The organism is Sphaerisporangium aureirubrum (assembly GCF_042658925.1).
Taxonomy (GTDB): domain Bacteria; phylum Actinomycetota; class Actinomycetes; order Streptosporangiales; family Streptosporangiaceae; genus Sphaerisporangium; species Sphaerisporangium aureirubrum.
The window spans coordinates 1-13,103 of the sequence record NZ_JBHSRF010000132.1 but is presented as its reverse complement, the minus strand read 5'-3'; the positions used below and the strand labels follow the sequence as shown (position 1 = coordinate 13,103).

12 protein-coding genes are annotated in these 13,103 nt (G+C 71.3%); 8 read left to right on the top strand and 4 right to left on the bottom strand.

All coding sequences use genetic code 11. From position 1 onward, the window contains the following. Nucleotides 1–853: 853 nt before the first annotated feature. Nucleotides 854–1,783 (bottom strand): sporulation protein, encoded by a 930-nt coding sequence (locus ACFP1K_RS39705; protein ID WP_380763507.1) that lies wholly within the window; start codon nucleotides 1,781–1,783, stop codon nucleotides 854–856. A 147-nt stretch (nucleotides 1,784–1,930) separates the two neighbouring features. Between ACFP1K_RS39705 and ACFP1K_RS39700 the strand changes: the two genes are divergently transcribed. From ACFP1K_RS39700 to ACFP1K_RS39685, 4 genes are all read left to right on the top strand, one after another. Then, entirely contained in the window at nucleotides 1,931–2,914 is a 984-nt protein-coding gene (locus ACFP1K_RS39700; RefSeq protein ID WP_380763505.1) for a C40 family peptidase, read from the top strand. A gap of 239 nt (nucleotides 2,915–3,153) precedes the next feature. Further along, nucleotides 3,154–4,977 carry an AMP-binding protein gene (locus ACFP1K_RS39695; RefSeq protein ID WP_380763503.1) on the top strand — a complete coding sequence of 608 codons (1,824 nt, stop codon included), beginning with the start codon at nucleotides 3,154–3,156 and terminating at the stop codon, nucleotides 4,975–4,977. Next, the gene (locus ACFP1K_RS39690; protein WP_380763502.1) at nucleotides 4,974–6,032 is read left to right on the top strand and encodes a winged helix DNA-binding domain-containing protein; all 1,059 of its coding nucleotides are present in this window, start codon (nucleotides 4,974–4,976) and stop codon (nucleotides 6,030–6,032) included. The genes ACFP1K_RS39695 and ACFP1K_RS39690 overlap by 4 nt, the downstream gene beginning before the upstream one ends. 137 nt (nucleotides 6,033–6,169) lie before the next feature. Then, nucleotides 6,170–6,724 (top strand): hypothetical protein, encoded by a 555-nt coding sequence (locus ACFP1K_RS39685; protein ID WP_380763500.1) that lies wholly within the window; start codon nucleotides 6,170–6,172, stop codon nucleotides 6,722–6,724. A gap of 19 nt (nucleotides 6,725–6,743) precedes the next feature. Here ACFP1K_RS39685 and ACFP1K_RS39680 read toward each other — a convergent pair whose 3' ends face one another. After that, nucleotides 6,744–7,190 carry an ATP-binding protein gene (locus tag ACFP1K_RS39680; RefSeq protein WP_380763498.1) on the bottom strand — a complete coding sequence of 149 codons (447 nt, stop codon included), beginning with the start codon at nucleotides 7,188–7,190 and terminating at the stop codon, nucleotides 6,744–6,746. Between the two features lie 393 nt (nucleotides 7,191–7,583). On the opposite strand from ACFP1K_RS39680, the gene ACFP1K_RS39675 reads away from it, so the two are divergent. Continuing rightward, on the top strand, nucleotides 7,584–9,044 hold the full coding sequence (locus ACFP1K_RS39675) for a hypothetical protein (RefSeq protein ID WP_380763496.1): 1,461 nt from the start codon (nucleotides 7,584–7,586) through the stop codon (nucleotides 9,042–9,044). A 17-nt stretch (nucleotides 9,045–9,061) separates the two neighbouring features. Here the strand turns inward: ACFP1K_RS39675 and ACFP1K_RS39670 are convergent, their stop codons facing one another. Then, complete coding sequence (locus ACFP1K_RS39670; RefSeq protein ID WP_380763494.1) at nucleotides 9,062–9,937, bottom strand: helix-turn-helix transcriptional regulator; 876 nt, start codon at nucleotides 9,935–9,937, stop codon at nucleotides 9,062–9,064. A gap of 171 nt (nucleotides 9,938–10,108) precedes the next feature. Between ACFP1K_RS39670 and ACFP1K_RS39665 the strand changes: the two genes are divergently transcribed. From ACFP1K_RS39665 to ACFP1K_RS39655, 3 genes are read left to right on the top strand one after another with little or no spacing between them, the layout of a single operon-like run. Beyond that, nucleotides 10,109–11,086, top strand: coding sequence for an aldo/keto reductase (locus ACFP1K_RS39665; protein WP_380763492.1), 978 nt, complete (start codon nucleotides 10,109–10,111; stop codon nucleotides 11,084–11,086). A gap of 56 nt (nucleotides 11,087–11,142) precedes the next feature. After that, complete coding sequence (locus ACFP1K_RS39660) at nucleotides 11,143–11,991, top strand: aldo/keto reductase (protein WP_380763490.1); 849 nt, start codon at nucleotides 11,143–11,145, stop codon at nucleotides 11,989–11,991. A 13-nt stretch (nucleotides 11,992–12,004) separates the two neighbouring features. Then, on the top strand, nucleotides 12,005–12,157 hold the full coding sequence (locus ACFP1K_RS39655; protein ID WP_380763488.1) for a hypothetical protein: 153 nt from the start codon (nucleotides 12,005–12,007) through the stop codon (nucleotides 12,155–12,157). Between the two features lie 43 nt (nucleotides 12,158–12,200). On the opposite strand, the gene ACFP1K_RS39650 is transcribed toward ACFP1K_RS39655, so the two are convergent. Then, nucleotides 12,201–13,103 (bottom strand): pectinesterase family protein (locus ACFP1K_RS39650; RefSeq protein ID WP_380763486.1); only part of this gene is annotated, 903 nt, incomplete at its 5' end.

The following is a 13,103-nucleotide window of genomic DNA, read 5'->3' as shown; positions in this document are numbered from 1 at the left end:
TTGAGCCCTTCCCCTCGACCGTCACACGATGGCTCACTTTGTGCTAGCCGTCGATCGCTGATCGTCACCACTTACACCACTCGGCGGGACGTCACCCCACAACATGGTCCTTGTGGAGGCGCGCCCCGCGCGGAAGCGGATGCCGCAAGGGCTGTCTTATGAGGAGGAGTCCCACACCCCGAACTTGCCGGGCTCATCGGTACCCCTCGCGAGTCGTCTTGCCGTACGGGTTTCCCGCCGTACGACGGCGCCGATTTCGCCGTACCACGTCCCGCTGTCTCGGCGCCGGGGGAGACGGTCGTCTCGTGGGGCCGCGAGGGCCCGCACGCCGTTGGCGGGCGCTGCCCGGCCGGACAGGTCGGCCAGGTCGGGCCAGCCGGACAAGTGGACGCTTGACCCCACGAATCGTTCTTGCGGAGGGGCGCTCCGCGCGGGAGCCGCAAGGGCGCTCTTATGTGGGGGCGAGTCCCACACCCCGAGCCTGCCGGGCTCATCGGTACCCTCGCGAGTCGTCTTGCCGTACGGGTTTCCCGCCGTACGACGGCGCCGATTTCGCCGTACCACGTCCCGCCGTCTCGGCGCCGGGGGAGACGGTCGTCTCGTGGGGCCGCGAGGGCCCGCGCACCGCTGGCGGGCCCTGCCTGCCCCGCCAGGCCGGGCCAGCCGAACGGGCCGAACAGGCCTGGCCAGCAGAACAGGCCGAGCAACTGAACAGGCTGGACAGGCCGAGCCAGCCGGACAGGCCGAGCCAGCCGGACAGGCCGAGCCAGCCGGATAGGCCGGATAGGCCGGACAGGCCAGCCTCCAATACGGTGGCCGGCCTGTCGATGTGCCGCGGGGGAGAGCGGTACCCCTAGTCGCCCTCGAAGAAGTCGCCGATCTCGTCAAGGGCTTCGGCGGCGACGAAGCCGCCGATCAAACCGGCTGCGCCGGCGGCTGCGATGCCGCCGAGGCCGATGCCGCCGCCGTGGTGGTCGTGGCGGCCGTAGGTGCCGTGGCCGCTGCCGCCGGAGAAGGGGGTGAGGGTGTTGAGCCAGGTGGTGAGTTCGGTGGGCCAGTCGCGGTGGGGGGCGTCGTGGTGGGTGGTTTGCCAGCGGGCTATGGCGTCGCCGCCGCCCATGCCGAAGCGGGAGCGTTTGTCGGCTTCGAGGATGATGTCCAGGCCGGCGGGGGTGGCTACGAAGGTCAGCTCTACCTCGTTGATGCGGCCGCGGTGGGCGGGCGGGGGGGCGAACTCGATCTCCTGGTAGAACGGCAGGTGCTGGTTTACGCCGAAGAGGTGGCCTACTTCCAGGTCGGCGCTCTTGAAGGCGAAGCCCAGGCGGTCGAACGCCCGCAGGACGGCCTCTTGGGACGGCAGGGGAGTGACGTGGAAGTCGTCCATGTCCCCCTTGTCCACGGCCTTCGCGATGGCCAGCTCGGTGCGGACGCCCATAGCCATGCCGCGCAGGCGGTGGCCCATCACTTCGGTGACGGGGGTCTCCCAGGGGACGCCGATGTGGAACGGGAGCACGCGGTCCTCGCCGGGGCGCAGGGTGAACGGGCCGGAGACCTGGCCGCGGAAGAACTCGATCAGGCCGACCTGCTCGGTGTCGCCGCGTTCGGACTCGACCCGGGTGACCAGCCCGAGCGCAACGTGCTCGATCTCGGCGTCGAAGTCGCCGCCCTTGAGCCGCACCTCGCCGGTCAGCGTGCCGCCGGGCTGCACGCGCGTGGTGGCCAGGACGGTGTCCACCGAGGGGGCGCCGACGCCGAGGGCGCTCAGCATCCGTTTGAAGACCACGGTTCCTCTTTCTCGTGTCTCGTGTTGAGGTGATGCGACCGATCGTGCAAACGAGCAGCGCCGGGGGCGGGTTCCCGCCGCGCGCGCCCGGGAAAATTCTTCGTGCCGCCGTTGAACCATGCGGCGAGCTCCCGCGTATCTCCTGCCGTGTTCGACGTCCGGAAGAGGCGGATTCCGGCGGTTGCCGGGCTGGCCGCCGCCGTGTTGCTGACCGTCCAGGTGGGCGCCGCCGCCGACCCGCGGCCCACTCTCGCGCAGGCCAGGGCGAAGCTCGCCCAGCTGAACGACAAGGCGGACGCGGTGGTGGAGCGCTTCAACACCGTCAACGAGAAGTACAAGGCCGCCCGCACCAAGTACGAGCGCCTGAACAAGGAGTACGCCACGGAGCAGGCCAAGGTGGAAGGCCTGCGCGAGAGCGTCGTGTCGACCGCGTCTGGTTTGTACCAGTACGGCGGCCTGTCCTCGGTGCCGGGCCTCATGTCCCAGCAGGACCCGTCGGGTCTGCTGGCGGGCCTGGCGGTGGCCGGCCAGGTGTCGGCGGGGCAGGCGTGGACGCTCAACGAGTTCGACGCGGCCACCAAGGGTCTGCGCGTCCGCCGCACGACCGCCAAGGCCGCGTTCGACGACCTCGGTGACCTGCTCGGGGACGTCGGCAAGGAGAAGAAGAAGGTCGAGAAGCTGGTCGGCGAGCAGGAGAACCTGCTGCGGCGCCTCAACCAGTTCAACGCGGGCGACCCCAACAGCAGGGGCATCACGTACGACGGCCCCGCGTCCGGCAGCGCCCGCAAGGCGTTGCAGTTCGCCTACGCCCAGGTCGGCAAGCCGTACCGCTACGGCGCCACCGGGCCGGGTTCGTACGACTGCTCCGGTTTCGCCCAGGCGTCCTGGGCGGCGGCCGGGGTGAAGCTGCCGCGCACCACGTACCAGCAGTGGGCGTGGGGCGCCTCCCGCCGGGTGTCGCTGAAGGCGTTGGAGCCCGGTGACCTGGTCTTCAGCAACGGCTTCGGCCACATGGGCATCTACGCGGGTGACGGCAAGATGGTGCACGCCCCGCGCACCGGCGACGTGGTCAAGGTCGTCACCATGGCGTCGTACGGCCCAGGCCGTTTCGTCGGCGCCGTCCGCCCCTGACAGGCGCCCTCCCCGCTTGACCCCCATCCGTCCGGGACCCCCATCCGTCCGGGACCCCCATCCGTCCGGGACCCCCATCCGTCCGGGACCCCCATCCGTCCGGGACCCCCATCCGTCCCTGACTCCCGCCCGCCGCGCCCGCCCTCGCTGTACCGGATTTAGACTCCAGACCGGTTGCTTCACCACGAAGAAGGTGACGAAGCACCCGGTACCGGACACCCGGACGTGAGGGGGAGACCATGACTCCAGTGACCGCCGCGTACCGGACGGCCCGCGACGACCTGCTCAGGCTGGGCGCCGACCACGCCACGGCGGTCGAGTCCTTCCGCTGGCCCGACCTCGGCCCGCGGTTCAACTGGGCGGTCGACTGGTTCGACGCCTACGCCCGGGGCAACGACGCGACGGCCCTGTGGATCGTCGAGGAGGACGGCTCGCAGGTCCGGCTGAGCTTCGCCGAGATGGCGCACCGCTCCGACCAGGTCGCGGTGTGGCTCGCCGAGCAAGGGGTGCGGCGCGGTGACCGGGTGCTGCTCATGCTGGGCAACCGGGTGGAGCTGTGGGAGTCGATGCTCGCCGTGATGAAGCTCGGCGCGGTGATCATGCCGACGACCACGGCGCTGGGCCCGGCCGACCTGCGCGACCGCGTCGAGCGGGGCGGCGCGCAGCATGTGGTCGCGGCCGGCGCCGACGTGCCGAAGTTCGGCGGGGTCCCCGGCGCGTACACCAGGATCCAGGTGGACGGCGCCGCCGACGGCTGGGCTGACTACCGGCTGGCGTACACCGTCGACGCCCCCGAGGTGCCCCACCCCGGCACCGCGCCGGACGACCCGCTGCTGCTGTACTTCACCTCCGGCACGACGAGCCTGCCGAAGCTCGTCCTGCACACGCAGGTGTCCTACCCGGTCGGCCACCTGACCACGGCGTACTGGATCGGGCTGCGGCCCGGCGACGTCCACCTCAACATCAGCTCGCCCGGCTGGGCCAAGCACGCGTGGAGCTGCTTCTTCGCCCCGTGGATCGCCGAGGCCACCGTGTACGTGTACAACTACGCCCGGTTCGACCCGCAGGCGCTCCTGGACCAGATCAGGCGGGCCGGGGTGACGACGTTCTGCGCACCCCCCACCGTCTGGCGCATGCTGATAAATGCGGACCTGTCCGGCGGGCCCGGCGACCTGCGCGAGGTCCTCGCCGCCGGAGAACCACTCAACCCCGAGGTCATCGAGCAGATCCGCGACCACTGGGGCCTCGCCATCCGCGACGGCTTCGGCCAGACCGAGACCACCGCCCTGGCCGGCAACACGCCCGGCTCCCCGGTGAAGCCCGGCTCGATGGGCCGCCCCCTGCCCGGCTGCCCCGTCGTGCTGGTCGACCCGGTCACCGGGACGCCCGCCGACGAGGGAGAGATCTGCCTCGACCTGTCCGCCCGCCCCCTGATGCTGATGACCGGCTACCAGGGCGACCCCGGGCGGCACGCCGAGGCGATGGCCGGCGGCTGGTACCACACCGGCGACGTCGCGAGCCGGGACGCTGAGGGATACATCACCTACATCGGCCGCACGGACGACGTGTTCAAGTCCTCCGACTACAAGATCAGCCCGTTCGAGCTGGAAAGCGTGCTCATCAAGCACCCCGCCGTCGCCGAGGCGGCCGTCGTGCCCGCCCCCGACCCCGTACGCCTCGCCGTCCCCAAGGCGTACATCGCCCTGGCCCCCGGCCACGCCCCCACCGAGGAGACCGCCATGTCGATCCTTCGTCACGCCCGCGAGAACCTCGCCCCCTACCTCCGCGTCCGCCGCGTCGAGTTCTACGAGCTCCCCAAGACCATCTCCGGCAAGATCCGCCGCGCCGAGCTCCGCGACCGCGAGGCCAACCTCCCCGGCTCGCCCGCCGAGTACCGCGACGACCAGTTCCGCTCCCTGATCACCTCCGGCCCCATCACGCCGCCGCCGATCAAGCCCCCGTCCCCCCTGACGCCGGGCCCCATCGCCCCGCCGCCGATCAAGCCGCCGTCCCCCCTCACCCCCGGTCCCATCACGCCGCCCTCGCCCAGGAAAGGCGCATGACCCCGCACGAGATCGGCCTGCTCCGTCTGGTCGCCCAGCGGATCGCCGGCCCCGGTACGGCCACCCCCGCCGACGCCGTACGCCTGCTCGGCGCCATGCAGGCCCAGGACCCCACCGGCGCGATCCTCTCGGTCGCGCTGCGCACCGAGGGCGGCACCCGGCAGGCCGTCCAGGCCGCCTACGACGCCGGTGAGATCGTCAAGTCCTGGCCGATGCGCGGCACCCTCCACCTGGTCGCCGCCGAGGACCTCCCCTGGCTGCTGCCCCTCACCACCCCCCGCATCCTCGGCGGCCACACCGCCCGCCTGGCGGAACTCGGCCTCGACGCACGGGCCCTGGGCCGGGCCCGCGAGCTGGCCGAGGAGGCCCTGTCCGGCGGCCGGAGCCTGCGCCGCGCCGACCTCATGGCCGTCTGGGACAAGGGCGGCCTGGAGACCACCGGCCAGCGCGGCTACCACATGCTCGGCAACCTCTCCCAGTCCGGCGTCCTGTGCTTCGGCCCCACCCTGGACGGCGAGCAGGCCGTCGTCCTCATCGAGGAGTGGATCCCGAACCCCCGCGAACTCGCCCGCGACGAGGCCCTCGGCGAGCTGGCCACCCGCTACTTCCTCGGTCACGGCCCCGCCACCCTCAAGGACTTCATGCGCTGGGCCCACCAGCTGACCGGCGACGCCCGCACCGGCCTGACCCTGGCCCGCCCCGCCCTGGCGAACGCCGAGGTGGACGGCACCGAGTACTTCATGGCCCCCGGCACCCCCGACCTCCTGTCCGCCCACCGCGCGGAAGCCGAGGGCCTCTTCCTGCTCCCCGGCTTCGACGAGTACGTCCTCGGCTACCAGAACCGCTCCGCCGTCCTCGCCCCCGAGTTCGCCGACCGCATCGTCCCCGGCGGCAACGGCGTCTTCCGCCCCACCGTCGTCAACGCCGGCCAGATCATCGGCACCTGGAAACAGACCATCCGCACCAAAACTCGCACCATCACCCCAACCCCGTTCACCACCTTCCCGAAAGGCGTCCCCGAAGCCATCGACACCGCCTACGCCGCCCTTCCTTAAGCCCAAATAGGCGCCGAATGCCGCCCATCTACCGCAATAATCAGAAAATCGGTGCAGAGCGCGGCAGGTGATGACTGGTGATAGAACAAAAGCCAGAAAGAGGATGGCTGGGTAGTCGCGCCGTCGCTTTCTGGACCGTGGTCGCGGGAGTCGTAGCCCTGGTGACGCTGGCCTGGCAGATCGCCCAGAGCGTGGCCGCCGGCGACGTCCCCCCAGCCGACCGGACGACCACCGGCGCCACCACTCCTCCCCCCGACCCCACGACGGCACCCCCTCCACCGGCGACGCCCACCCCGACACCCCCACCCGAGCCCTCCGAACAGCCTGATCGATCAACGGAGGCGGCCGTGCGCTGGGAGGGAGAGGTCTACGTCCAGCGTGGCGGCGTAGATCTCGACGCCGTCCCGGCCATGGTGAGGGAGGCCGGCGCCGACATCCGCAAGGACGATTTCACGGAGATCGCCCCAGGCGAGGGCGCCGCCGTCCTCACCTGGCCGGGCCCAGGCCGCCCCGGCTATCAAGAATGCGCCGCCCACGTCCAAGCCCCATCGGACATTCCCGTCCTGGACCCCGAAAAGGGCTCATATCTATGCGTCCGAACCAACGAAGGCCGCATAGCGGTAATCCGATATCTGCACATCGTGAACGGCGGCGCCTTCGGCTTCGACGTGACCTCGTGGCAAGATCACTGACACTCCCCGCCCCCACCGCTCAGGACCCGCCACCCGCCAGCAGCGCCCAGACGAAATGCCCCACCGCCGGGCTCCCGTGGTACCCCACGCGAAACGCCAGGTTGGCCACGGCGACCATGCCCCGCCCGTGCTCGTCGAGACAGACCTCCTGAGAGGCCTGCCGGAGAACAGGCGCGGCCCCGCCCCCGAGGTCGTGCACCCCGACCCGGACCGCCTCCCTCTGTCGGACGAGTTCCACCACGAAGTACCCGCCGGGCCATCCCGACCGGGTGTGCAGCAGGGCGTTGCTCACGAACTCGGCGACGACGAACTCGGCGTCGTCCACCCACCGCGTCCCCGCCAGCAGGCACCGCGCGAACGCCCGCGCCCGCGGCGCCTCCTCGCGCACGCCGGTGAAGACGCGCCGCCACACCATCCCACTCGCCGGCACGAGCGCCTCGGCGATCCCGGCGACGGGCTCGGCCATCCCGCCCTCCTTCTCGGGCAATGATCGCGGGACCGTCCCGCGCCGCCCATCACTGTCCCCCGCCCGGCCCTCCGGTGTCCGCCCCCATCCGGCCGCTCCGCCTGACCCTGCCCGCACCGCCCGTGACCTGGTCTCATCACTCGCCGCACGCCCGCGGATGACCATCGGATCACCAAGATCATGACTCCATTGCGTAATCGCCGGGGCACCGTGCGTCGGTAAAATGCGACGGCGGGAAGGAGACGAGATGACGAGCACCACCGGGCCCTGCCGGTCCACCGGAAGCGATCCGACGCGCTACGCGCCAGAGGCTTCACCTACGACCAGATCGCCGACGTCCTGGCGCTCGACCTCGACGACAGCCCTCTGCTGCTGCACAGATACGCCAACGGCATGACCGCCACCGAGGTCGTGGCCGCCTTCAACGACCTGGACCCCGCGGGCACGGCCTCCATGCGTACTGCCCGCCTGTACGACCTGGAGTCCTGGCCGCACCCCCGCCGCCGTCCGTCCCCCCGCGTGCTCGACCTGCTGGCGCGCATCTACCACACCACCGCCCGCCGCCTGGTGACCGACGAGGTCTACGCCACCTACGGCCCGTACGACCGCGACCTGATCGACGCCGTCGACCACCGCCACCTGGACCCCTGCCTGCGCCCCCGCCCCATCTCTTCGGTGCCCCGCACGCCCCGTGCGAGCATGGAACCGGCACCCGCCGCGGACCGGCCGCCCGGCCCCGCCCCCTCCCTGCGCCCCGCGGACTGTGCCGCCCTGCTCCACGCCCTCACCACCGAGGAGCCCGACGTGAAGCGACGCGACCTGCTCTTCGAACTCTCCCTGGCCCTGGGCGGCCTCCCCGCCGTCCGCCTGCTGCGGCACATCACACCCGGCGAGGAGGACCGCCTGCTACGCGCGGTACGCGGCACCACCCGAGTGGACACCCAGACCGTGACGGCGATAGAGAAGCTGATCGCCCAGTGCTGGCACCTCGACGAGACGTACGGCCCGGCGAAGTTGTTCCCCGTGGTCGACGCCCACCGGGATCTGGTCACACGCCTCCTGCGAGAGGGCTCCCTCCTCCCGGCGCTTCGGGACCGGCTCACCGCCGCGTACTGGGCGCTGAGCCACCTCGGTGGCTGGCTGCGTTATGACCGGCTCGACCACCAGGGGGCCATCGGCTGGTACGAGCAAGGGCTGGAAGCGGCGCATGAGTTGCGGGATCCGACGCTGCTGGCGCATCTGCACGGTCTTCTCGTGCTTCTGGAGTGCAACCGGGGACGGCCGGCCAGGGCACTCGATCATGCTCATGTGGCGCGGGCGTGGGCCCGGGAGAGTCCGAGCCGGCTTCAGCGGGCGGTCACGGCGCAGACGGCCGCACGTGCGCTCGTCGACGCCGGGAGGGGGAGCGAAGGCCTGCGGGCCATCGACCAGGCGTACAACCTGGCGGACGGCCCACATGGGGAGAGGGATCCGGCACACCTGTACTGGTGCACGCCCTCCCGCGTCTTGTGGAACCGGAGCCATTGCCTGGCGGCCATGAAACGCCCGGACGAGGCCCTTGCCGCGTCCGATCAGGTGCTCGCGGGTCTCGGACCCTCCGCCACCCGGGCACGGGCACTGCTGTTGCTGGAGCAGGCGGGCGCGTTCGTGCAGAAGCGGGAGATCGCCGCGGCGGCGTCACGCCTGGGCGAGGCCGCCGAGATGACGGCCCAGCACAGCTCGCCGCGCCTCGTACATGACCTCCGCGCCGCCAGACGGGCCCTCCAGCCATGGGCCACCAACACCTACGTCCGCGACCTGGACGAGAAGCTCCGCCTTCTCAACGGTCGTGGTGCGGTCACGGACGGCCGGTAGGGCGAGGTGCGAGGGCGTCAGAGGGCCGGGGCGGGGTGGGGGGCGGTGTTGTCGAGCAGGAGGAGGGCGTCGTGGTCGGGGGTGCCGGGTTCGGCTACGTAGACGGCCAGGCGTTGGCCGGGGGTGCCTTCCAGGTCCAGGGACTGGGGGTGGAGGGAGACGGTGCCGACCTGGGGGTGGAGGAAGGTCTTGCGGGTGGGTTTGCGGCCGGTCACTTCGTAGCGTTCCCATAGGCGGGCGAAGTCGGGGCTTTTGAGCAGTAGTTCGCCGACGAGGGTGGTCAGGTCGGGGGCGTCGGGGGCGGTGCCGGCCTGGGCGCGCAGGCGGGCGACGCAGCCGCGGACCTGGGTGTCCCATTCGGGGAACAGGGTGCGGGCGGCGGGGTGCAGGAACAAGTAGCGGGCCAGGTTGCGCTGCCGGGCCGGCCAGTCGTCCAGGCCCGCGTACAGGGCGAGGCCGCCGGGGTTGAAGGCCAGGAAGTCCATGCTGCGGCTGACGATGTAGGCAGGTGCGGGGCGCAGGGTCTCCAGCAGCAGTTTCAGGTGGGGGCGCACCGTGCGGCTGGGCGGCGGCGGGGGATCGGGGGCGTAGCGGGCGGCACGGGCGGCGAGTTCACGCAGGTGCTGGTGCTCTTGGTCGTCCAGCTGGAGGGCGCGGGCGAGGGCGTCGAGCACGGCGGGGCTGGGGCGGGTCTCTTTGCCGCGCTCCAGCCGGATGTAGTAGTCGATGCTCATCCCGGCCAGGGTGGCCAGCTCCTCACGGCGCAGTCCCGGGGTGCGGCGCAGGCCGGTCCCGGCGGGCAGGCCGACCTGGCCGGGGCTGGTCTGGGTGCGGCGGGCGCGCAGGAACAGACCCAGTTCCGTGCTCTCCCCGGTGGGACGCTCAGATGCCATACCCCAAGTCTCACATCCCGCTGACCTGCGCGGCGGCGGGGTGGGGGGCCCTGTCACTACCCCGAACGGCCCGCCCTGTCAGCCCGCCGGGATAAGCGCGAGGCTGGACTCACCAGGGGGCGGAGTGCGTCGGCACCCCACCCAGGACACGACCAAATATTTGGGGGTTCGGTGAAGCACACGAAGCTGCGTGATCTTGAGGTGGCCCGGATCGGGCTGGGCGCGATGGGGATGTCGCACGGCTACACCGGCTCGGGAACCGATGACGCCGAGTCGATCGCTACCCTGCACCGGGCGCTGGAGCTGGGTGTCACGCTGATCGACACCGCCGAGATCTACGGTCCGTACATCAACGAGGAGCTCGTCGGGCAGGCCCTGAAGGGACGTCGCGACCAGGTGGTGCTGGCGACGAAGTTCGGTCTCGTGGCCCACGGAGGCGCCGGTCCGTGGAACCTGGACTCCAGCCCGGTCAACATCCGCACCGCGGTGGAAGGTTCGCTGAAGCGGCTCGGGACCGACCGTATCGACCTGTACTACCAGCACCGCGTCGACCCGGGCACGCCGATCGAGGACGTCGCCGGCGCGCTGGCCGAGCTGGTCGAGCAGGGCAAGATCCGGGCGATCGGGCTGTCGGAGGCCGGCCCGGAGACGATCCGCCGGGCGCACGCCGTTCACCCGGTCACCGCGGTCCAGTCGGAGTACTCGCTGTGGACGCGCGGGGTGGAGGAGCGGGTGCTGCCGGTGCTGCGGGAGCTGGGGATCGGGCTGGTGCCGTACTCCCCGCTCGGGCGCGGCTTCCTCACCGGGCAGATCCGGTCCACCGGCCATTTCGCGAAGGACGACTTCCGGTACGGCAACCCGCGGTTCACCGGCGAGAACTTCCAGGCGAACCTGCGGATCGCCGACGGGGTCCAGGCGGTCGCCACCGAGGCGGGCGCCACCGCCGCCCAGGTCGCGCTGGCGTGGGTGCTGGCCCAGGGCGATGACATCGTCCCGATCCCCGGCACCAAGCGCGTCCACCGGGTGGAGGAGAACACCGCCGCCGACGCCCTCCACCTGACCGGCGAGCAGCTTGCCCGGCTGTCCGCGCTGCCGCCGGCCGCCGGGGACACCCACAATGAAGCCGGCCTGGCGATGCTCGAACGCTGAGCAATGCACCGGAACGAAGTCCGGTGGCCGTGCCGATCACGATGAAGGAGCGTCTCATGCGGACCGTCACCCTGAACAACGGCGTCCAGATGCCGATCCTGGGCTTCGGGGTCTTCCAGATCCCGGCGGAGCAGACCGAGCAGGCCGTCACCGACGCCCTCGCCGCCGGGTACCGCAAGTTCGACACCGCCGCGTCGTACGAGAACGAGGAGGCCGTCGGCCGGGCCCTGGCCGCGGGCGGGGTTTCCCGCGAGGAGCTCTTCGTCACCACCAAGCTGTGGGTGCAGGACAACCCCGCCGAGGAGACCACCCGCCGGGCCTTCGAGGCGTCGGCGAAGAAGCTCGGCCTGGACTACCTCGACTTGTACCTCATGCACCAGCCGTTCGGCGACGTGTACGGCCAGTGGCGCTCGATGGAGTCCCTGCACCGGGAGGGGCGGATCAAGGCGATCGGGATCTCCAACTTCTACCCCGACCGGGTCGTCGACCTCGTCGACCACAACGAGATCACCCCCGCCGTCAACCAGATCGAGGTCCACCCGTTCTTCCAGCGCGCCGCCGACCAGCGGATCAACAGCGAACGCGGCATCCTCGTCGAGTCGTGGGGGCCGTTCGCCGCCGGGAAGAACGACCTGTTCACCGACCCCGTCCTCACCGGGATCGGCGACGCGCACGGCAGGACCGTGCCGCAGGTCGTGCTGCGCTGGCTCGTCCAGCGGGGCATCCCGGTCAACGCCAAGTCCGTCAGCCGGCAGCGGATGAAGGCCAACCTGGAGGTGTTCGACTTCGAACTCACCGCCGACCAGATGGCCCGCATCGCCGCCCTGGACACCGGCGCCTCCTTGTACTTCGACCACCACGACCCCGCCATGGTCACGTGGCTGGGCAACCGCCGCACCAGCTGACAGCAGCAAGGCGATGGCTCGCCCGGCCGGCACCACCGACCGCGACTACATCGTCTCCTGCCCCGGCGCCACCCTCGGCGAAGGCCTCGCCGTCCGCGGCGAACAGGTCACCGAAGCCGGCCCCGGCATCGACGCCTGGCTTCGCCACACCGGCCTTCGCCGATGATGTGACACAGAACTCTCGCGCCCCCGCCGAGGTGTATGGACCATCAGGAGACGGCGCGGGCCGGTGTGGCCGACGGCCGCCAGTCGCCGAGGTGGGTGCGGGCGGTTCGTTCGGCGGCCTGCTCGGGGGTCAGCTGGGGCCGGTTCTCCGGGAGGGGAACCTCCGCCCCGGGGCCGAAATTGCGGTACTCCCCGAAACGCGCGTCCTGCCAGTGATAGCCGGAGCTCATGTCCACATACGGCGCGATCGGGTTGATGGCGTCTCCCAGCCACGTCTCCCGCACGGTGAGCATCGGCACGGCGGTCAGGTCACTGCTGGGCCGCCACGGCCGGGCGAGCCCGTACGACCCGATCGCCGCCTCGCCGCCGATCGCGCACCGGACCGCGAGGAACCCGTGCGGGTTGGCGGCCGCCGTGCTCGGCGCGAACACGTACCCGTACGGCGTGAACGACACGTCCCGCCACAACATGCGCAGCTCGCACCGGTCGAAGACCGCCGTCCCCCGCCCGAACACGAAGTCGACGTCCCCCTCCACGTAGCAGTACCGGTAGTACTGCCGCGCGAACTCGGCCAGGCTCACGGTGTCGGCATAGAGGGTGTCCTGGTGCCCCAGGAAGCGGCACCCCTCGAAGACCGACCGATCACCCATGACCTTCGCCGCGACCGCCTGAGTGGCCGTGATCTCCGGATGGTCCCCCCGCAGCCAGTCGTTGGCGAACGTGACGTGCAGCCCCGTGAACCCGTCGGCCTGAACCGTGACCGTGGCACTGCCACTGGTCCCATAGGTCCCGCCCCCAGGCTTGGCCGTCCCCGCCGCGTTCCCGTAAACGATCTGCACATCCCGAGCCCGCCCCGTGGCCCCCACGAACGCAAGCCCCGTCTTCCCCCGCCCCACCAAAACCGTCTCCCGGTAGACCCCCGCCGCGATGACCAGCGTCCACCCCCC